Below are 20,724 nucleotides of genomic sequence, written 5' to 3'. Positions count from 1 at the left end.
CTTGTAAATTTACTATTGTGTAATATCCATTGTGTCAATTTCGCTTACTTCATCCATACGCTTCACATGCTTGCTAATTGTAGCTGAAGATGTGCCATAACGCTCTGCCAATTGTTCCAAAGTAACGTCGCATTGATAAAGCTTCGCTACTCGATACTCTAGCGCTGCCGACCATGCTTCCGCTTTTTGAAGTCGAGGAACGTCAGGATACAGCTGCGTCAGGAACTCAATCCACATCGTCTCAATATCATGCAGCATAAATACATTGTACCGTCCCTGCATGTGCGACTCTGTAGTCGTGAGAACCTTCTGCCATACCTCTTTCCACTCTGGTAGATGATTAGCTAAATGATTGCTCGACTGACTAAGCTCTTCACCCTGCATCTCAAATGTAATCGGTCCTTCAACGCCCATCTTACGCAGCATATAAAAAGCAACCTGCTTCAAATATAACTCCTGTGCCGGATCAAGCAGCAAATTGTGCAATGCTTCCTTGGCTTCTTCATCATGAAGCAAATGAATCGCCTGCAAGGCTTGCAGCTTCGTTCCTGTTTCACCAAAACGTAACGCCCAGAACAAGGAAGAACGCACGAGCGGATCGGTTTTCAACTGCTGCTCCCAAGCCGCTGTTTCAAGTGCAGCCGGATCATCCTCTCTAACAGCTTGCAGTCCTTCTGACGACTTGAAATTTACCGTATTCATATGGCGCTTCAGCTTCTGCTCTTGCCGACGTCTTTCTTCCTCATAAGGGATACGATAATGATAGCTTGGCATAGGATCCAACTTACCATCCACAACTTGCTGCAACTGTTCAATATAATAAGCAGCTACGCCTGATTCGTTATCCAACCTTCGGCAAGTTGCCCACCAACGCCCAGCCTCATCATAACGATTCACGTGGCATGCTGCTACTGCTGCGTAATGATATACACTCGCATCGCTAACCGCACCTTTTACAATAAGTCGTTTCAAATGACGATAAGCTTCGCTATGCTCACCTAAACTTCCCATCGTAGTGGCCAACTTAAATGCGTGCTCTTGATGGAATGGCTCTGTCTTAGATAGGACTTGCACAAGATCAGCTACACGAACATCATTACCCGCATGCTTTTCGAAAATAACAAGATTGCACAGTGCATGCAGATTGCCGCTATCTCGCTCTAGTACATTTTCCAATGTGCTGACAGCCTCATCAAAACGCCCCATATAGTAATAAGCAAGGGCCAAATTGTTGCGAGCCGCCAGATAATCTGGATCCTGTTCAAGAACTTCAAGCAGCATTCGTTCCGCTTCGATGAACTTGCCTTCTTCTAATAAAGCACGAGCTCGCTCATGACTGATCTCAGACTCATCATCAGAATTGAAGTGCTCTTGTTCCTCAACCACATCATCTTCTACTTCTTTAGACGAGAATGATTCAGATAATTGCTCCTTCTTTTCTTTAAGACGTTCTGCCTTCGAGCGCACAGGCTGGTTAGAATGGTGCATATCATTCATCAGCATTTGAAGCATTTCTTCTGCTTCTTCCGCATAAGCTCCATACGGATCTTCCTTCAGATAATGCCGCAGCAGCGCTTCTGCTTGCTCAAACTGCTCCAAATAAGCGCAGTTATTTGCCATATAATAAAAACAATCTGTCATTTCAGGCTCAACATGGTGGACAACATGTTCAAGAATTTGATTCGACTCTTCGAACTGTCCACTTTCAGCAAGAACGCCTGCTAAATTACATTGATGTATAGGGTTGTCTGGTTCACATTGTACGGCCTTACGAAAATATGTTAACGCCTTGTCGTAACGCAGCCGCTCTAACGCCTTCATTCCACGTTCCGCATACGCTGCGCCATCCACCGGAAACGCAACAATCTTCGCAGTTGAAACAAGGTCAGTTCCGGTTGATTGTGGCTTATTATCTGCCATCGCCAAGGCACCTCCTAACTATAACTAGTGTTAATTTGGATAGTACAATCTCCAGTATAACACAACGACAGTTATTTCCCTCAATTACTATAAGGGAGCAGTGAGGACGGTACTTCACCCCTTTACTTCACTTCATCCAGACATCGAATATTCGCAAAATGACACGGCTAACTGATACTTACTTTTAATTTATAATTATTATCATCATTATACCCCCTCACCCTATTTATTAGCGATCGGTCATTTGAAGTTTTTATAGATAAAAAAACACAGATTCACTTTAGCCGTTTTGTAACGGCGAAAGGTCTGTGTTTGTTAAGCGTTGCTTATATACAGTGACAATCATAGCTGCTTCCTTCTACTCAACTTATTCTTTATTCTTCACCTTACCCAATTGGTTATAGTCGTCACGACGAGGCTTCGCATGCCGACGGGATAATTCAGATAACACTGTATCCAAGCTTACTGTACGGTCTTGCAACAGCACAAGCAAATGGAACATCAAATCGCTAACTTCACTAGTTAGCTCTTCGGCATTATTATTTTTAGCTGCAATAATGACTTCGGATGCTTCCTCACCGATTTTTTTCAATATTTTATCGAGCCCTTGATTGAACAAATACGTCGTATATGCTCCTTCTGGACGTTCACGATCCCGCTCCGCAATCGTTTGAGCCAACTGGTCCAGAACATGAACAGATACATTTCTCTCTTCAACAGCGTCAGCTACAACTGGTTGAACTTGTACCTTTAGCTGCTTAACGAGTTCTTCCTGTTCGACTACAGCTTGCCTCAATTGACCAGAATCAGTCCCGTTTTCCTCATCAAAGCAAGTATACGTACCCGTATGACAAGCCGGCCCTTTGGGATTTACTTGAATGAGCAATGTGTCACGATCACAGTCTATTGCAAGTTCCACAATACGCTGCGTATTGCCTGAGGTAGCTCCTTTGTGCCACAGCTCTTTCCTAGAGCGGCTCCAAAAGACCGTTTCTCCCCGCTCCAATGACAACTGCAATGATTCGCGATTCATGTAAGCCATCATCAGTACGGCTTTCGTTTCTGCATCTTGTACAATGGCAGGCAGAAGGCCTTGCTCATTCCAACGGAGGGATTGCACCCAAGCCTCATTATCTTCGATTAATGCTATCTGCTGAAGCTTCATCGCACAGTCACTCCCTTTTCGCGCAAACGTCCTTTCACTTGTGCAATCGAGATCTCTTTGTAATGGAAAATAGATGCGGCCAAGGCTGCATCGGCTCCACCCGAAGTTAATACCTCATCGAAATGCTCCACTGCCCCTGCACCTCCAGAGGCAATGACAGGAATCGTAACGGCTTGCGATACTGCCTGAGTAAGCTTCACATCAAAGCCATCCTTCGTTCCATCCGCATCCATACTCGTTAGCAGCAGTTCTCCAGCTCCAAGCTGAGCAGCTTCCTGCGCCCATGAAAGAGCTCGAATTCCAGTCGGTGTGCGTCCTCCATGTGTGTACACTTCCCAGTCCTGCCACTCCTCATTAAATCTTGCATCAATTGCTACAACAATACACTGACTGCCGAACCGCTTTGCCCCTTCAGCGATAAGTTCCGGTCTGCGCACCGCAGCAGTATTAATACCAATCTTATCTGCTCCTGCCCGCAGCAAACGCATCATATCGTCTGTCGTCGAAATGCCTCCTCCCACAGTGAAAGGAATCGAAATACTCCCCGCTGTTTCGCGTACTACATCAATCATCGTGGCTCTACCCTCAACAGAGGCTGATATATCTAAAAAAACAAGCTCGTCTGCACCCTCAGCATCATATAGCGCAGCCAATTGTACTGGATCACCCGCATCTCGAAGCTGAACAAAGTTAACTCCCTTCACTACACGGCCATCCTTCACGTCTAGACAAGGTATAATTCGCTTCGCTAACATCTCCCGCTTCTCCTCCCCTCTAGGCACAGCAATTCAATAACTGTATAAACATTCATCTATTTAACAAGCAGTGTTCATTAACGACCAGATCTCATATTCTTGTTATCTCTTAACTACCTTGGACAACTGTCACATTCAACGCTTGCGATAGATCAACCGCGCCTGTGTACAACGCCTTACCAATAATCGCACCACTAACACCTTGATCCGCAAATGCAGCAAGTGCTTCAACATCAGCCAAGCTGCTTACCCCACCAGATGCAATGACTTGCTGTCCGGATGCACGAGCAAGCTCTACAATTGCCTCGACATTAGGACCCTGCATCATACCGTCCCGTGAGATATCCGTGAAAATAAAGGTTTCCGCACCTTCACCTGCAAGTTCCTGCGCCAATTCAACCGCACGGACAGTAGAAGTCTCCAACCACCCACGTGTCGCTACATAGCCATCACGCGCGTCCAGTCCAATTGCAATCTGACTGCCATAACGTTTCAATACGTTCTGTACAAATACACGGTCCTCGATTGCAGCCGTTCCAAGAATAACTCGACGAACACCAAGTTCAAGCAAACGTTCTACGTCTGCTTCCGTACGCAATCCTCCCCCAACCTGTACAGGAATATCTACAGATTGAGCAATCTCCCCGATTACGTTATCATTAATCGGCTTGCCTTCCTTAGCTCCGTCCAAGTCAACTAAATGAATCCATGAAGCGCCCTCTGCTTTCCATTTGAGCGCCACTTCAGCTGGATGCTCGTTGTATACCGTCTCTTGTCCATAATCCCCTTGGATAAGACGTACGCACTTCCCACCGCGAATATCAATTGCAGGATATATCGTAAATGCAGCAGACATATTTGCTCCTCCTCGCCTCTCAGCCCATTCATCTATAAGATGACTCGCTTATTCATTGCTTATTTGATATTGGCATCGCTACGACTTTTGTTAGAAATTGCTCCAGTAACTTCAAACCAAGTGATCCACTCTTTTCCGGATGGAACTGCATGCCATACACATTGTCACGGGCAACTATAGCTGTCACTTCACGATCAGCATATTCCGTTGTAGCTAACAGATCAGAAGGCTCTTCCACTTCTACATGATAGGAATGCACGAAGTATGCATAATCCTCATTCAGCTCTTTTACAAGACTGTGCTGCGGATTTTTCCAAGTCAATGAGTTCCATCCCATATGCGGTACTTTATAACCGGTTTGCGGAAATCTCACTACCTTGCCAGGCAGTAGACTTAGGCCCTTGTGCCGACCGTATTCCTCACTGCTATCAAACAGCAATTGCATACCAAGGCATATGCCAAGCAAAGGCTTCCCCTGCTGTACAAGTTCTCGCAGCTCCTCGCCTAAACCAGTTGCATGCAGCGCATCCATCGCGTCCCCAAACGCCCCGACACCAGGCAAAATAATGCCTGACGCATGATGCAATTGCTTGGCATCTGAAACAATGGTCGCCTCTCTGCCTAGACGTTCTATCGCTTTGCTGACGCTATGCAAGTTGCCCATGCCATAGTCGACAATTGCTATCATGTGCTACAGCACCCCTTTCGTGGAAGGAACACCCTTCACACGCGGATCAATGGAAGTTGCCTCATCAAGCGCTCGTCCAAGCGCTTTGAATACTGCTTCGATCATATGGTGCGTATTGTGGCCATAATGAACAATTACGTGCAACGTCATTCTCGCTTCCAGCGCGAGCTTCCACAGAAACTCATGCACCAACTCTGTCTGGAACGTACCAACTTGACTAGATGGGTACTGTGCACGGTACTCCAAGTGAGGACGATTGCTCAGGTCAATTACTACTTGAGCCAACGCTTCATCCATAGGCACATATACGGATGCATAACGCTTAATGCCTTGCTTATCACCAAGTGCCTTCAACAAGGCCTGCCCCAGACAAATACCGATGTCCTCTACAGTGTGGTGATCATCAATTTCTATGTCGCCTTTTGCTTGCACACTAAGATCGAACTGACCATGCTTCGTAAACAAATCAAGCATATGATTTAAAAAAGGTACGCCTGTATGAAAGTCACTTTTACCTTCTCCGTCGACAGCCAATTGCAATTTAATATCCGTCTCATTTGTGACTCGTTCAATAGATGCTGTACGTTGACGCTCTACCGTCTCGGCTCCTGATACTGATTGACTCATCGTTCCTCACCCCTGTGACCTATTTGCAAATCATCGTACTATGCCCAACCTCTACCTAATCCTGTAGCCGCTCTTGTTTCAACCGAATTTCGATCGCACGTGCATGTGCCTCTAATCCTTCATGACGAGCAATCGTCATGATTTTTTCCCCATGCTGCAATAGCGCTTCTTTGCTATAGCGAATCAAGCTAGATTTCTTCAAGAACATATCTACATCTACAGGCGAAGAGAAGCGCGCCGTTCCATTTGTAGGGATAATATGATTAGGTCCTGCAAAATAATCGCCAACAGGCTCAGAGCTATAGGGACCAATGAATATAGCCCCTGCATTCTCAATACGTCCCAGCCATTCCATCGGATCTTCCGTCATAATCTCTAGATGCTCAGGCGCCAAATCATTTACGAAGTCGACTCCCTGCTCCAAGTTATCGACCACAATAATTGCGCCATGCTGCTCAATCGACTTGGCAGCAATCACTTGCCGCGGCAGCGAGGCTAGCTGTGCAATGACCTCCGCTTGTACACGCACTGCTAACTCTGCGCAGCTTGTCACCAATACAGCAGACGCCATCTCATCATGCTCCGCCTGCGATAACAAGTCCGCTGCAATATACGCAGCATTGGCACTTCCATCAGCCAGCACTACAATTTCGGAAGGCCCCGCCATACTATCGATATCGACCGTGCCATATACTTCTCGCTTCGCCAGTGCGACATAAATATTACCGGGGCCGCATATTTTATCGACCCTAGCGATCGATTCTGTACCATAGGCAAGCGCAGCAATCGCCTGCGCACCGCCTACGCGATACATCTCCTTTACCCCAGCCTCAGCAGCCGCGACCCGAATATAAGGATCGATTCCTGCAACACCGCCAGTAGCCGGTGGGGTGACCATTACAATCTCCTTTACCCCAGCCACTTGTGCGGGGATTACATTCATAAGTACGGAGGAAGGATACGCTGCCTTCCCACCTGGAACATACACACCGACACGCTTCAAAGGCTTAATAATTTGTCCCAGCAGTGTTCCGTCCGGTTGTACATCCATCCAAGACGTTCGTTTCTGCCTTTCGTGAAAGGCACGAATGTTAGCCGATGCTTCACGAATGGCTTGGACGAACGAAGGCTCAACTGTATCGTAAGCAGCTTGAATTTCCGCCTCACTGACTCGTAATTGCTCTGTAGAGAGTACCATCTTATCAAACTGCTCCGTATAGCGAAGCAGTCCATCATCGCCAGTCTGGCGTACGTCTTGAACGACTCGTTTTACAACAGCCACTTGCTCTGCTGTACCATAGTCCACTTCTCGCTCCAACTGAAATTCACTCGCCTTAACAATCCGCATCCTTCTTGCCCTCCCCACATGTAAGCCCTTGAACATGGGCAGTCACTGCGCCATGGAAATTATCCTTTGGCCTGTACATTACGATGTACCTGCAGCCGATCACACAACTGCTGAATCACTTCGTTTTTCATACGATAGCTGACTCGATTGGCAATCAAACGACTTGTAATACCGAACATTTCTTCCAGTTCGATCAGTCCATTTTCCTGTAATGTCTTTCCTGTTTCCACCATATCAACAATTCGATCCGCTAGACCGATGAGCGGCGCTAACTCAATAGAGCCATTCAGCTTAATCACTTCAACCTGTTGTCCACGCTCACGAAAATATTGAGAAGCCACATTGGGATACTTTGTAGCTACACGAGGATTCGTTAGCGGCTTCCAATCAGGAAGGCCAATTACCGACATCCGGCAACGAGCAATGCCTAGATCCAACAATTCGTACACATCTCGTTTCTCTTCAAGCAGCACATCTTTACCTACAATTCCGATATCAGCAGCGCCATACTCTACATAAGTAGGCACGTCTACAGGCTTTGCCATAATAAATTGCATCTTCACTTCAGGAATATCAATAATCAGCTTGCGAGACTGATCTTCATCTTCAGGTACGAGCAGTCCCGCTTCTCGGAATAAGGTCGAAGCCTGCTTATAGATGCGCCCCTTCGGCATCGCTACCTTCAACCAATCATTCATAACGCTCTCCCTTTCTTATCAAAAAGTTAGCTCACTGCACAATCAGCAAACGTCAATACTCGCTTCAAACGCCGACCATTCCAATGGAATCCATCTGTGTTCTGCTGCTTCACTTCTGCAAGCTGTTCCTCCCGTTCTATCCGGCGAGTGATGACACATGCCCCTTCATTCCGCAATCGAGTTGCCTCTGCGATGGCTTCAGAGCGATGGCTTTCGTCATACTGCACAAGAATAGGGAGTTCCTCATTCTCTGCTTGCAGTGTGATCATATCCAGCATTCTCGTCGTCTTAATCGCAAATCCAGTAGCAGGTGCAGGTCGACCAAATTGCTGCAAAAGATTGTCATATCGGCCACCACTCATAACAGGCGAACCGAGATCGGCTGCATATCCCTCAAATATCGTTCCAGTGTAATAAGTAAAATCTCCAACCATCGTCAGATCGAGCATTAAATGAGAATCAGCACCGTAAGACTCCAGCACATTCCAGAGTTGTTCAAGATGGTGAAGTGCCGCGTGCGCCGCAGGCTCTGCGGGAACAAGTTGTCGCGCTTGCTCGATAACATCTCGCTTGCCACGCAGTCGCAGCACAGCTTCCAATTTCTCAATGCGCTCTAGTTCAATAGATAACGTCTGGACATGTTCTCGGTAGCCAACAACGTCCCGCTGAAGAAGGCATTGCTTCAAATCTTGTTGAACTTCTATCTCACCAGGCAATAAATGCTCAAACAAAGCATGTAAGAAGCCATGATGTCCGATAGCTACTTGAAATGCCTCGATTCCTATCGATTGCAAGCAAGCGATCGACAACGCAATCACTTCTGCATCTGCTTCAGCAGAACTATCGCCAATTAGCTCAGCACCTGTTTGATAGAATTCAGCTTCACGGCCTGCCTCTTCCTCCATCGAGCGGAATACATTCGCATGATAGGACAGTCTGATCGGTAGCGGCTCATCTACTAGTAAAGAAGAGACTACACGTGCAATAGGTGCCGTCAAGTCTGAACGAAGCACCATCGTCGTGCCTCGCTGATTTAACAATTTAAACAATTTATGATCGGATGTTGAACTAGCCGTACCGACCGTATCATAGAACTCCATTGTAGGTGTAATGAGCTGAGCATACCCCCAGCGTGACATACAATGAAGGGTTTGTTGCTCCATGTAGCGCAGCTTCTGCACCATTTCAGGTAAATAATCTCGTACACCAGAAGGTTTCTCAAACATTTTAGGCTTCGTCATACGCTTCACCGCCGTTCGTTCAATCCCTACTATGATCAGGATTCCAGATTGTATCTCTAACCATCTTTAAACGAGCAGAATCCTTTAGTGGGTTAATGTACTACCAAGTTAATTTATTAGCAAACAAAAGGAAATTATCGATAATCTTATCACTTTCCCTATGTACCGTCAATCCTTTCCAGACACAAATTTTACCTATTCAGATTACTATTTATGTATCTCTTAAAGTAAACCATCCGAACCTTACATGTAAGGTGTTACTACTAAAAAAGAACCAACCTTGACGATTGATTCTTTTCGTAGTCAGAACTCATTTTATTTACGGTGAAAGACGCTTATCATCAGATGACATCGACAGCTTAATCGTTCGATCGCTATGATCAATCGATGGTTCTATATTTAGCAGCTCCACAACTTCATTCATCGGAACAAACACTTGATTGTTCTGTGAAATAGTGGACTTTTTAAAAGCAATCCTTTCACGGCTTATACTATTTCGCCATACTACATCTTTCTTGTCTTCTGCACGCTCTTCTCCGCGATGCGCCATCCGTTCAATCAACTCATTTACCTCAATCTTTTGATCGCCACCATTAATTCGGAATCCGTTGCGCTGCTTACGATTGTTAATGCCGGGCTTAACCGTGAAAGATATTTCGATACCAATCTGTTTACATATGTTTAGTACATCCTGATTGTAAGCACCGTATGGAAATGCAATCAAGCTGTTGGTATTGCCTAGTTCTTTCTTCAATGTCTGTTCTGCCTTAAGCAAGTCCTGTTTGACGCGAGCTAAATATTCACTGCGTGTTTCTACACGCTTCCACTCCTCGCGATACATAGGTCGAATGAGCATTGGACGCTCCTTCGTTCCTTCTCTGTTTAATGGAACATATTTGTGAGAATCGTAAGTATGGCTATAAAAGCTCATCCCTGCTTTTTTCATCTCGCGCATTTGGTCCCACGTCAGTTTTTTAACATTGTCGTTTTTGTCATTCCCAATTGTATTGATGATAACAAAGTTAGTCGCCTTGATACCGTACGTTTTTAAAATGGGAAACACATCGGTATAAAACGAAGCATATCCATCATCAAAAGTTAAAAGCACTGCATTAGGTGGGACTGGTTTATTATCCAACATATAATCTATGTATTGATCGATCGTTATGAATTCAAATCCTGCACGCAGCACTTCTTGAATTTGCACTTCAAATTGTTCGGGTGTAATGACCCAAGATCGTCTAGGTTTCGAAGTAATGTGATGGTACATTAACACAACGACTTCATCCCGATAATAAATAGGTTTTTCAACCCGCTGCATTCCATTCGCATCAGCCGTATATGTGCGCAACAATTCGCCATCATCCGTCTTTATTGTTTGTGTCCCAAATGCTTGCAGCAACAAGCGACTAGGGATATACCATTCACCATCCCTTTGTATAGCCTTGTCCGCTGCATAATTAAGGCCAGTCAACTCAATGTTATACTCGGTGTAGGCTTTCAGTGGATACGCACATCCGAATGTAAAAAGTAAAAATACAAGGAATACAGCAACGATATGCTTTATCTTCATCTTCTCAAACTTCCCCATCTTCTCTCATAGTCAGCATTATATAAAATTTACCACAATACCCCATTGGATTTCGAGATTATTTTACATCTGCTACTTATCATATTGAAAATAGAAACCGGCTATACCTCATCATCCTTGTTTAGGGTATGAAAGGTACAAAAAAGACGCTTGCTTTCGCAAACGTCTTTTCCTTTATACTCATCAGTTTGGTTGTTTTGGGTCAGATGTGATATTAATAAATCCCGTAGAATCATTATGCTCAATGGATGCCTCTTGTTCCTGCGCAGCCACTTCACGTATCACTCTCATCGGATTACCTCCGACCATTTGACCTGGAAGAACATCTTTATGAACAACAGTTCCCGCTGCTACAACAGCATTATCTCCAATCGTAACACCCGGTAAAATGGTGCAATTGGCTCCAATCATCACGTTATTACCAATCCGAACATCCCCAAGACGATACTCTTTTATCAAATATTCATGCGCTAATATCGTCGTATTGTATCCGATGATCGAATTACGTCCTACATATATACGTTCTGGGAAAAATACATCTACCATCACCATTAACCCAAATGCGGAATGCTGACCAACCTTCATTTTTAACATACGACGATAAATACTATTTTTTAAAGGTAAAATAGGACAATATCTCGCCAACTGAATGAAAATGAAATTTTTAACGCCCTTCCATGGACTAACCGTACGATAAATATGCCACAAACTATTAGGACCTTCTACTGGATAACGCTCAACGTTTCTCACCTGCGCTACGCTCCAATCCAACAAGCGCATATAAGTCGCGCATGTCATGAATGATATGACGCGGCTCGTACTCTCTCAGTACCGCTTCTCCCTTTAAAGACCAAGCAACACCACATGAAATGGCTCCCGCGGCATTTGCAGACTGGATATCAGCAGGGCTGTCGCCCACCATTATCGTAGTCGCAGGGTCCGCCCCCAAAGCTTCAATCGCCATTAGGACCGGCTCAGGATGAGGTTTCGCATGCGTAACGTCTTGTACGGTTACGACAGTACCCATCTTGTCCCATAACTCAAACATACGCAGTACACGGCCAGTGGATTCACGTACTTTGGTCGTTACTACACCAAGCTGAATACCCGCTTCTGCTAGTGTGTGAACAACTTCATTCACATGAGGAAAGGGCTTAACCATCTCATCATGACGAGTACGGTTATACGTTCGATATGCCGTTACATAGTCACTTACATCATCCTGCTTCGTGAAGATTTGAAGCTGCTGCTCAAGCGTCAATCCCATACTAGGGATGATATGCTCTCTGTTGAACGGAGCCGGTACGACATCCTTCAAGATCTCGATAAATGTCTCAATAATAAGATCATTCGTATCAATAATCGTACCATCCAAATCAAACAGAACTGTTCGTATCATGCTGCTTCATTCTCCTTTTTTACTCTCTATTCCACCTTACGCAACTTGCTCATACACTATTGTTTTTGCTCATCTTTTTGCTTTTTTTTATTTACCTTGTCCTCAGCAACTGCTGAACCCGAACTTTGAACCGCACTTCCAGCTGATGACTTGTCTTCAGCAGTACTAGTTCCCGCATCTGCCTTCGTTGAAACGATCGGATCAAGATAACGTGTCTGTGCACGCCCTGTCACACGACGGAAAATAATGAATACAATACCGACGAGAACAAGGAGTACAGCTATTAATTGTGAAATGCGTATATTTCCATAGCTCGGATCAAGATAACCTGCTTCAAACACAGCTGTCATTGGCTGCCACAACGCATTCATTATCGAAGCCATCCATTCTGAGCCTTGGTAAGCAAGACTGTCTGTACGCAAGCCTTCAATGAAGAAACGACCGATCGAATACCACATTAAGTAGCCGATAAAAATCTCGCCAGCTCTTACGAAACGAAGGCGACGAATGACCAATATAAGCAGTATTCCTACGATGTTCCATATAGATTCATACAGAAACGTCGGATGATGGAACGACCCATCGACATTCATCTGATTAACTATAAAGTTTGGCAAGTTCAGGGTGTCGCGTAAGAACGATTCTGAAACCGGGCCGCCATAAGCTTCCTGGTTCATAAAGTTCCCCCAACGTCCGATTGCCTGTCCGAGTAAAAGCCCTGGGGCACAAATATCGGCAATACGCCAGAAATTATATCCTTTTCGACGCACATAAATAACCGCACAAATAACAGCACCAATCAACGCACCGTATATTGCAATACCACCTTCCCATATCGCAAACATTTTGATCGGATCGTGCTTATACTCATCCCATTTAAACGCCACATAGTAGGCTCTCGCACCGACCAATGCCGATGGAACACCAAGCAACAGTAAATCCATAAAGAAATCTTGAGGAATTTTAAATCTCTTGCCTTCTTGCATAGCAATTAACAAACCTGCTAGCGCTGCTGAGCCCAAAATTAAGCCATACCAGTATACCGAAATTGGTCCGAGCTTAAAGGCAATTGGATCTAGCAGTGTTGATGCGATCGTATCCATTGTTCACTCTCCCTCGATTCAGTCCCTTGCAAATCATTTCGATTGACTTCTCCAACTAGGAATACGTACTAACCTCACTGTATTTCTCCTAACCATTCAAGATTAATCAATCGAAGTCTTCACTATCTTCATTAATTTGCTCTGTCAGTTTGTTAGTAAACTGCAATGCTGCATTGTAACCCATACGTTTCAAGCGATAATTCATTGCCGCCACTTCAATAATAACAGCTAAGTTTCGACCTGGGCGAACTGGAATCGTAACTAGCGGCACATCGGTATCCAAAATACGAGTCGTCTCCTCATCTAGCCCGAGACGATCATATTGTTTATCCTGCTGCCATGTTTCCAACTTAATGACAACGCTAATTCGCTTGTTATTGCGAACTGCACCCGCCCCGAACAGCGTCATCACATTAATAATTCCGATACCGCGAATTTCTAAAAGATGACGAATTAAATCTGGAGCCGTACCATGCAACTGGTTATCAGAGGTTTGACGAATTTCTACAGCATCGTCAGCTACAAGACGGTGACTGCGCTTTACCAGCTCAAGTGCTGTTTCACTTTTACCAATTCCACTTCCTCCTGTAATAAGCATACCAACACCATAGACGTCTACCAAAACACCATGAATCGTTGCAGTTGGTGCCAACTTTCTTTCAAGGAAACCCGTAATTCGGCTTACTAGGGTAGTTGATGCAAGCGGGGAACGCAGCAATGGAACCTCGTTCTCTTCGCAGATTTGCACTAACTCCGTTGGTACATCTAGACCACGTGTAATAATGATGCTTGGGAGTTCTGGAGATATAAATCTTCTTAAGCGTTCTAATCTTGTTTCTTCTGGTAGCGTTTCTAAGAAAGTGAGCTCTGTCTTGCCCATCAACTGTATACGCTCAGTTGGATGATAATCGAAGTACCCTGCCATTTCCAATCCAGGGCGGTGCAAATCATCCACCGTGATAAGGCGCTTCATGCCTTGTTCACCAGCAAGCACTTCCATTTGGAATTGTTCTACTAGCTCAGACACTTTCACCTTTTTAGCCATAGACTTTCACTCCTTATCTCTTGCTCAACATCTATATAACTTGAACGAAATATTTATTTCTGCTTACAAAGACCATATCGTTCTTTATTTCGAATATCATTTCGCCCAAAAGCTAAAGTTGTGAGCTCTATCTGGTATGTACGATCTCATCTTATTCATACTGCAAACTTTCTCAAATAGAAGCAACTAACAGCTGCCAATGTAACCATCGTAATGGAAAATAGCATCGAAATCAACGCATACCCCCACATCCACTTCCTACGTAAGCCCTATTTTTCAGACATTTGCAGGATCAAACCTCACAAATCTCGAATCCAACTATGCCTTGGGCTGAATGAAAGGTGGTGAGAGCACGAGAACAGGATAATGACCTGACTCCTTGTTTGTACGAACAGAAGGGATCGTTATCAAATCTTTCCCTGATTTCAATTTACGAAGGAGGTTTGTTATGTATTCATCTATCCATCGCCGAGCCATTCGGCCACTCTCTGTTATGCTTGTCGCTGTACTTGTAGCTTTGTTAATCCCCTTTCAGGTATTCGGTGCATCAGCATGGGCGCCAAATACTTCTTATCAAAAGGGAGCCATCGTCACGTATCAAAATATCAATTACGAATGTACGCAAGCGCACACTTCATTAAATGGATGGGAGCCACCTAACACACCTGCACTATGGAAACTGTCCACTGCTCCTGTCGATACCACGCCACCATCTGCACCTGCATCGCTCGTATCACCTACACAAACATCCACAACGATTACACTTGCTTGGCAAGCCGCAACTGATAATATAGGTGTTACACAATACCGTATATACAGCGGCACGACGCAAGTGGGGACTGCTACTAACTCACCTTATCAAATAACTGGCTTATCCCCTAATACCCTTTACTCATACACCGTCAGAGCCTCGGACGCTGCTGGCAATGTATCCACTGACAGCAATACCATTCAAGTGCGTACAGCCGTGCCTGTCGTGGACAACCAACCACCTACCGTACCAACTAATCTACGCAGCTCCAACACCACGAATACCACGATCAGTCTTGCCTGGGATGCAAGCCAAGACAACATCGGCGTCAGTCAATATGAGGTAATCGTTAACGGGCAGGTTGCAGGCACAACGGCGCAAACGACCTTTATGATCACTGGACTTGCTGCTAGCACCACCTATGCCGTTGCTGTCCGCGCCGTAGACGAGGCAAATAATCGCTCTGCTAACAGTACGATCCTTTCTATTACAACAAAAGATACGGTTGCTGTAGCAGGAAAAGTTCTTGTTGGGTATTGGCATAACTTCAACAATGGCTCTACAAACATTCGTTTACGGGACATATCTCCAAACTATGATGTGATTAACGTAGCGTTCGCTGAACCAGTCGGGGACCGCGCCACGATGGCATTTACTCCTTATAACGCCACTAAAGAACAATTCAAAACCGATATCGCTGAACTCCGCGCCAAAGGAAAGAAAGTTCAAATATCGATCGGCGGTGCTGAAGGTACGGTCGAATTGAATACCGAAGCAGACAAGCAAAACTTCATTCGCACCATGAATGCGATTATTGCGGAATATAACTTTGACGGACTTGATATCGACCTAGAAGGGAGCTCCCTTGCGCTTGCTGGAGGAGATACCAACTTCCGAAGTCCGACTACACCTAAGATCGTCAATCTTATAGCCGCAGTAAGAGAGATTCTATCTACCAAAAGCGCTACCTTCCAACTAACGATGGCACCTGAAACAGCCTATGTCCAAGGAGGGCTAGTTGCTTATGGCGGCCCGTGGGGTGCTTATCTCCCTGTCATTCATGCATTTAGAGACCGTATGAACTTTATTCATGTGCAGCACTATAATACAGGTTCCATGACAGCCTTAGATGGCCGTTCTTATTCTCAAGGTACAACAGACTTCCAAGTTGCAATGGCTGAAATGCTGCTAGTTGGCTTCCCTATTGGCAACAATCCGAACAATATGTTCCCTGCTTTACGTGAAGATCAAGTTGCTATAGGGCTTCCTGCCAATCAAAGCGCCGCTGGCGGAGGCTACACCAATCCAGCAGATATCGACAAGGCCTTGAAATACATTACGAAAGGTATTAGCTATGGCGGCAGTTATGTATTAAGAAAGCCAACTGGCTATCCTAACTTCCGTGGTGTTATGACTTGGTCAATTAACTGGGACAAAGTAGCTAACTTCGGCTTCTCCAACCCAGTACGTGCTTCCTTGAATTCTTTAAACTAACTAGTCAGATTTCGTTTCCAAACCGTTAATTTACAATTAATTTCTATTGAATTCGATTTAGCCTAAGCCGCTATTTCATTCAGCCCCTGGCAATGGCAAATGTGGTTATGCTGTTTTCTGTCTTATCATTTAACTTGCTGCTATAAAATGAATACAAACAAAATAAAGCCCAGAGTGATTCACACCCTGGGCTTTACCTTAAAAATTAGTTTTCGAAAACGTTCAATTCGGACTCTTTGTCGAATACATGAACTTTGTTCATATCGATAGCCAATTTCACGTTTTGGCCTTCTTGAGCGTTAGAACGACCGTCTACACGACCGATAACATTCTCAGAGCCAACGCCTTTCAAGTACAAGAGCATTTCATGACCCAAGTTCTCTGTTACGTCGATATTAGCAGAGAAGATGCTGTTTGGAGAAGCTTCCAAGAATACAGGCTCTTCATGAATATCTTCTGGACGAACGCCGAGGATAACCTCTTTGCCGATGTAGTTTTTATCTTTCAACGCTTGTGCTTTACCTGCCGGGATTACAACGTTCAAGCCCTCAGTCTTGAAACGAATCTCACCAGACTCTTCACTTAGTTTACCATGGATGAAGTTCATTGTTGGAGAGCCCATGAAGCCCGCAACGAACAAGTTCACCGGATGATTGTACAATTGATCTGGAGAAGCAGCTTGTTGAATAAAGCCGTCTTTCATAACAACGATACGGTCACCCATCGTCATCGCTTCAATTTGGTCATGCGTTACATAGATAACTGTCGTCTCAAGACGCTTAGCCAACTTTGTAATTTCGGAGCGCATTTGACCACGAAGCTTCGCATCCAAGTTGGAAAGCGGTTCGTCCATCAAGAATACTTGTGGGTTACGAACGATTGCACGACCAAGTGCAACACGCTGACGCTGACCACCGGAAAGAGCTTTTGGCTTACGCTCAAGCAAATGCTCGATATCAAGAATGCGAGCAGCTTCTTTAACTTGCTTGTCGATCTCATCTTTCGGAACTTTACGAAGCTTAAGACCGAAAGCCATGTTTTGATACACGTTCATATGTGGATACAAAGCGTAAGATTGGAATACCATGGCAATATCGCGATCTTTAGGTGCAACATCGTTCACCAGCTTATCACCGATATAGAGTTGCCCTTCAGAGATCTCTTCAAGACCTGCGATCATACGAAGCGTTGTGGACTTACCACAACCGGATGGACCTACCAATACGAGGAACTCTTTATCCTTAATATCAAGGTTAACATCCACTACAGTTGGTTTATCAGATCCTGGGTATTTCTTATAAACATGTTCTAAACGTACGCCTGCCATGATTATTTCCTCCTTACGATTGTCAATGTAATCGGTTTCTTACTATATTTCTATCATAATTGACAGCCGGGCCATTGACTATAGTCATCGTGCACAAAAAAATACCCCTAACTGTCTATCCTGCATTGGATACCTTCACAAAAATGAAGGCGATTACAAACTATTTTTGTACAACACACATATCCCAATGCTTCACCAACTATTGCTGATGAGCCACCTTATACAGCAATAGTACAAGCTTTATGAGTACGGCATCAGAAAATGAACGAATATCAAGTCCTGTTTCCTGCTTAATTTTATCAAGTCGATACAACAGCGTATTACGATGAATATATAAACGCTTCGCAGTTTCACTAACGCTACAATTTTGCTGAAAAAACATTTCCAAGGTCGCCATCGTTTCTGCATCATGGAACACTTCTGTCTTTTTCACAATTCGTTTTAAGTATTCCGCTCGTACATGATCAGGTATACTGTATGCAAGATGCTCTATATGAAGTTCCCATGGCAAATGAATATGTTCCGTTACATGGAAGGTACGTCCTAAAAATACCGATTCTCTCATATGAGCTACTGTTGCAGGAATACCCTTCTGACCAATAAAGGAGTAATTTACCGTCATATGACTTTCCCCAATCCACTCAGCAGTTAAAAGTTCATACAGCCCTAGACAATATGAGGTTAATAACTCTTCCTGAGTTTCATCACTGCCTGCATCATCATCTAACTCCGTAACAGTTAAGGACGACGGGACAAGAATAAGCCATTCCTGTTCCGTTAATGGTATGAGAAAAGTATGGCCGTCAAAATAAGAGTCTACTAGTTTCTTCAACAGCTGATATCGTGGGCCTTCCCGATGAATATGCTCTGTAACAAGAAGGAACGGTGTCACCATACCTGAGAGCTGCTTACTCCAAGGAATATGCTCAGGGATTTCTACCTTCCAGTCTCGCTCATGTATAGCGGATAATATCCATGATCCGACTTGTTCCGCTTCTTGTTCTTCACTTACAGTCAGCATATCTTGTTCAAGCTTTTCACCGTGTTCTAGCATCAAAACAAGCTCAATCCACTGTTGCTCCTGAATACTTAATGGACTAGACTCCAGCTTCATCAAAGTAGACTGTTCGCTTCCCATCTCCCAGAGCAAGTACCAATCACCATCATTGTGATGCATGACAACTACAGAAGGACCTATTAAATGAACGTCCCTAGTGAAAGGTTGAGTCCATTCCTTCCATAGTGAGGTTGGAACTGATATCTTTTCCAAGGTTCTACCGAGAATACGTTCGATATGCAAATGCAAAGATGGCTTCTCTATCATCATTTGATCACTCCGCCCATTCATCCTGTTCTATCTATATCTACATTCATTGTAGCATATCAAGTAACTAGCATTCATATATCACGTATCCCATGTAAAATAATTCATCAGCTATTTTTATAATAGTATAGTAAATATAATAAAATTTAATATACACAAAAAAACTTCAGTTATTCACTGAAGTTGTTAATGATAAAACTGGTGAGCCATGTAGGACTCGAACCTACGACACCCTGATTAAAAGTCAGGTGCTCTACCAACTGAGCTAATGGCTCGTAAATGGTGGAGGATGATGGATTCGAACCACCGAACCCGGATGGGAGCAGATTTACAGTCTGATGCGTTTGGCCACTTCGCTAATCCTCCATATTTACAATGGTGGTTCGGGACGGAATCGAACCGCCGACACGAGGATTTTCAGTCCTCTGCTCTACCGACTGAGCTACCGAACCATAATATGCAATTGTCTTAAACACCAATTCCCTTATGATTCATTCATTTGGGATGTAATGGCGGAGCTGACGGGATTCGAACCCGCGGTCTCCTGCGTGACAGGCAGGCATGTTAGGCCTCTACACCACAGCTCCGCATTACGATGGTGCCGGCGATAGGAGTCGAACCCACGACCTACTGATTACAAGTCAGCCGCTCTACCAACTGAGCTACACCGGCATATTATGGTGGACGCTGACGGGATCGAACCGCCGACCCTCTGCTTGTAAGGCAGATGCTCTCCCAGCTGAGCTAAGCGTCCATGTTTTGTGAAAGAAAGGTAATATGGTAGCGGCGGAGGGGATCGAACCCCCGACCTCACGGGTATGAACCGTACGCTCTAGCCAGCTGAGCTACACCGCCATATCAATATCATATCAAATTAGAAATCACTGGCGGAGAGAGAGGGATTCGAACCCTCGCGGCTGTAACACCCTAACGCTTTAGCAAAGCGTCCCCTTCGGCCTCTTGGGTATCTCCCCACAAATCGGTAAGGCTTAATTAAGGCTTGTCCACCGTATTATACGTGAATCTTAATTGATAATCAAGGTTATACCTTGAAAACTGATCGCAAAGTGTTTAAAACGCTTCTTCATATTCATTAGGATAAGCCCTCGACCGATTAGTATTCGTCAGCTCCACACATTGCTGTGCTTCCACCCCGAACCTATCAACCTCGTCGTCTTCAAGGGGTCTTACTAATTGGGAAATCTCATCTTGAGGGGGGCTTCGCGCTTAGATGCTTTCAGCGCTTATCCCTTCCGTACTTGGCTACCCAGCTATGCCTCTGGCGAGACAACTGGTACACCAGCGGTACGTCCATCCCGGTCCTCTCGTACTAAGGACAGCTCCTCTCAAATTTCCTACGCCCGCGACAGATAGGGACCGAACTGTCTCACG

The 20,724-nt window shown here is 44.8% G+C and carries 17 protein-coding genes, 8 tRNA genes and 1 rRNA gene; 1 reads left to right on the top strand and 25 read right to left on the bottom strand.

What is annotated here, in order from left to right; all coding sequences use genetic code 11:
- Positions 1-12: 12 nt before the first annotated feature.
- From H580_RS0108385 to hprK, 14 genes are all read right to left on the bottom strand, one after another.
- Positions 13-1,920 carry a tetratricopeptide repeat protein gene (locus tag H580_RS0108385; RefSeq protein ID WP_028594377.1) on the bottom strand — a complete coding sequence of 636 codons (1,908 nt, stop codon included), beginning with the start codon at positions 1,918-1,920 and terminating at the stop codon, positions 13-15.
- 367 nt (positions 1,921-2,287) lie between these two features.
- On the bottom strand, positions 2,288-3,085 hold the full coding sequence (gene hisIE, locus H580_RS23750; protein WP_051217341.1) for a bifunctional phosphoribosyl-AMP cyclohydrolase/phosphoribosyl-ATP diphosphatase HisIE: 798 nt from the start codon (positions 3,083-3,085) through the stop codon (positions 2,288-2,290).
- Positions 3,082-3,840: an imidazole glycerol phosphate synthase subunit HisF gene (gene hisF / locus H580_RS0108375; protein ID WP_028594376.1), complete on the bottom strand. Its 759-nt coding sequence runs from the start codon at positions 3,838-3,840 to the stop codon at positions 3,082-3,084. Before hisF ends, hisIE begins: the two co-directional genes overlap by 4 nt.
- Positions 3,841-3,949: 109 nt before the next feature.
- Positions 3,950-4,696 carry a 1-(5-phosphoribosyl)-5-[(5-phosphoribosylamino)methylideneamino]imidazole-4-carboxamide isomerase gene (hisA, locus tag H580_RS0108370; protein WP_028594375.1) on the bottom strand — a complete coding sequence of 249 codons (747 nt, stop codon included), beginning with the start codon at positions 4,694-4,696 and terminating at the stop codon, positions 3,950-3,952.
- Between the two features lie 52 nt (positions 4,697-4,748).
- Positions 4,749-5,384 (bottom strand): imidazole glycerol phosphate synthase subunit HisH, encoded by a 636-nt coding sequence (gene hisH / locus H580_RS0108365; RefSeq protein ID WP_028594374.1) that lies wholly within the window; start codon positions 5,382-5,384, stop codon positions 4,749-4,751.
- A gap of 3 nt (positions 5,385-5,387) precedes the next feature.
- Positions 5,388-6,011 (bottom strand): imidazoleglycerol-phosphate dehydratase HisB, encoded by a 624-nt coding sequence (hisB, locus tag H580_RS0108360; RefSeq protein WP_028594373.1) that lies wholly within the window; start codon positions 6,009-6,011, stop codon positions 5,388-5,390.
- A gap of 55 nt (positions 6,012-6,066) precedes the next feature.
- A complete protein-coding gene (hisD, locus tag H580_RS0108355; RefSeq protein WP_028594372.1) occupies positions 6,067-7,359 on the bottom strand; it encodes a histidinol dehydrogenase in 1,293 nt (430 codons plus the stop codon).
- A gap of 59 nt (positions 7,360-7,418) precedes the next feature.
- Positions 7,419-8,057: an ATP phosphoribosyltransferase gene (gene hisG / locus H580_RS0108350; RefSeq protein ID WP_028594371.1), complete on the bottom strand. Its 639-nt coding sequence runs from the start codon at positions 8,055-8,057 to the stop codon at positions 7,419-7,421.
- A gap of 26 nt (positions 8,058-8,083) precedes the next feature.
- Complete coding sequence (locus tag H580_RS0108345) at positions 8,084-9,298, bottom strand: ATP phosphoribosyltransferase regulatory subunit (protein ID WP_028594370.1); 1,215 nt, start codon at positions 9,296-9,298, stop codon at positions 8,084-8,086.
- Positions 9,299-9,617: 319 nt separating this feature from the next.
- Positions 9,618-10,871, bottom strand: coding sequence for a polysaccharide deacetylase family protein (locus tag H580_RS23745; RefSeq protein WP_169449358.1), 1,254 nt, complete (start codon positions 10,869-10,871; stop codon positions 9,618-9,620).
- Between the two features lie 201 nt (positions 10,872-11,072).
- Complete coding sequence (locus tag H580_RS0108335) at positions 11,073-11,639, bottom strand: acyltransferase (protein WP_028594369.1); 567 nt, start codon at positions 11,637-11,639, stop codon at positions 11,073-11,075.
- Positions 11,626-12,288 carry a pyrophosphatase PpaX gene (ppaX, locus tag H580_RS0108330; protein ID WP_028594368.1) on the bottom strand — a complete coding sequence of 221 codons (663 nt, stop codon included), beginning with the start codon at positions 12,286-12,288 and terminating at the stop codon, positions 11,626-11,628. Before ppaX ends, H580_RS0108335 begins: the two co-directional genes overlap by 14 nt.
- Positions 12,289-12,344: 56 nt before the next feature.
- Positions 12,345-13,382, bottom strand: a complete 1,038-nt coding sequence (lgt, locus tag H580_RS0108325; RefSeq protein WP_084509098.1) for a prolipoprotein diacylglyceryl transferase — start codon at positions 13,380-13,382, stop codon at positions 12,345-12,347.
- Positions 13,383-13,497: 115 nt separating this feature from the next.
- Positions 13,498-14,436, bottom strand: a complete 939-nt coding sequence (hprK, locus tag H580_RS0108320) for an HPr(Ser) kinase/phosphatase (RefSeq protein ID WP_028594366.1) — start codon at positions 14,434-14,436, stop codon at positions 13,498-13,500.
- A 448-nt stretch (positions 14,437-14,884) separates the two neighbouring features.
- On the opposite strand from hprK, the gene H580_RS0108315 reads away from it, so the two are divergent.
- Entirely contained in the window at positions 14,885-16,681 is a 1,797-nt protein-coding gene (locus H580_RS0108315; RefSeq protein ID WP_051217339.1) for a fibronectin type III domain-containing protein, read from the top strand.
- 205 nt (positions 16,682-16,886) lie between these two features.
- Here H580_RS0108315 and H580_RS0108310 read toward each other — a convergent pair whose 3' ends face one another.
- The 11 genes from H580_RS0108310 to H580_RS0108260 form a co-directional block, all read right to left on the bottom strand.
- Complete coding sequence (locus H580_RS0108310) at positions 16,887-18,008, bottom strand: ABC transporter ATP-binding protein (protein ID WP_028594364.1); 1,122 nt, start codon at positions 18,006-18,008, stop codon at positions 16,887-16,889.
- 199 nt (positions 18,009-18,207) lie between these two features.
- Positions 18,208-19,335 carry a PucR family transcriptional regulator gene (locus H580_RS0108305; protein ID WP_245583523.1) on the bottom strand — a complete coding sequence of 376 codons (1,128 nt, stop codon included), beginning with the start codon at positions 19,333-19,335 and terminating at the stop codon, positions 18,208-18,210.
- 196 nt (positions 19,336-19,531) lie between these two features.
- A tRNA-Lys gene (locus tag H580_RS0108300) sits at positions 19,532-19,607 on the bottom strand.
- Between the two features lie 5 nt (positions 19,608-19,612).
- Positions 19,613-19,698: transfer RNA gene (locus H580_RS0108295), tRNA-Tyr, on the bottom strand.
- Positions 19,699-19,708: 10 nt separating this feature from the next.
- Positions 19,709-19,784, bottom strand: a tRNA-Phe gene (locus H580_RS0108290).
- A gap of 58 nt (positions 19,785-19,842) precedes the next feature.
- A tRNA-Asp gene (locus H580_RS0108285) sits at positions 19,843-19,919 on the bottom strand.
- Between the two features lie 9 nt (positions 19,920-19,928).
- Positions 19,929-20,004, bottom strand: a tRNA-Thr gene (locus H580_RS0108280).
- 6 nt (positions 20,005-20,010) lie between these two features.
- Positions 20,011-20,086 (bottom strand) — tRNA-Val (locus H580_RS0108275).
- A 24-nt stretch (positions 20,087-20,110) separates the two neighbouring features.
- A tRNA-Met gene (locus H580_RS0108270) sits at positions 20,111-20,187 on the bottom strand.
- A 30-nt stretch (positions 20,188-20,217) separates the two neighbouring features.
- Positions 20,218-20,306, bottom strand: a tRNA-Ser gene (locus H580_RS0108265).
- A gap of 120 nt (positions 20,307-20,426) precedes the next feature.
- A 23S ribosomal RNA gene (locus H580_RS0108260) occupies positions 20,427-20,724 on the bottom strand; the annotation flags it as partial.

Origin of the sequence: Paenibacillus assamensis DSM 18201 (assembly GCF_000422445.1) — a bacterium.
Lineage (GTDB): Bacteria > Bacillota > Bacilli > Paenibacillales > Paenibacillaceae > Paenibacillus_B > Paenibacillus_B assamensis.
Note: the sequence above shows the minus strand (reverse complement) of the source record. Positions and strands in the feature narration are given on the sequence as shown.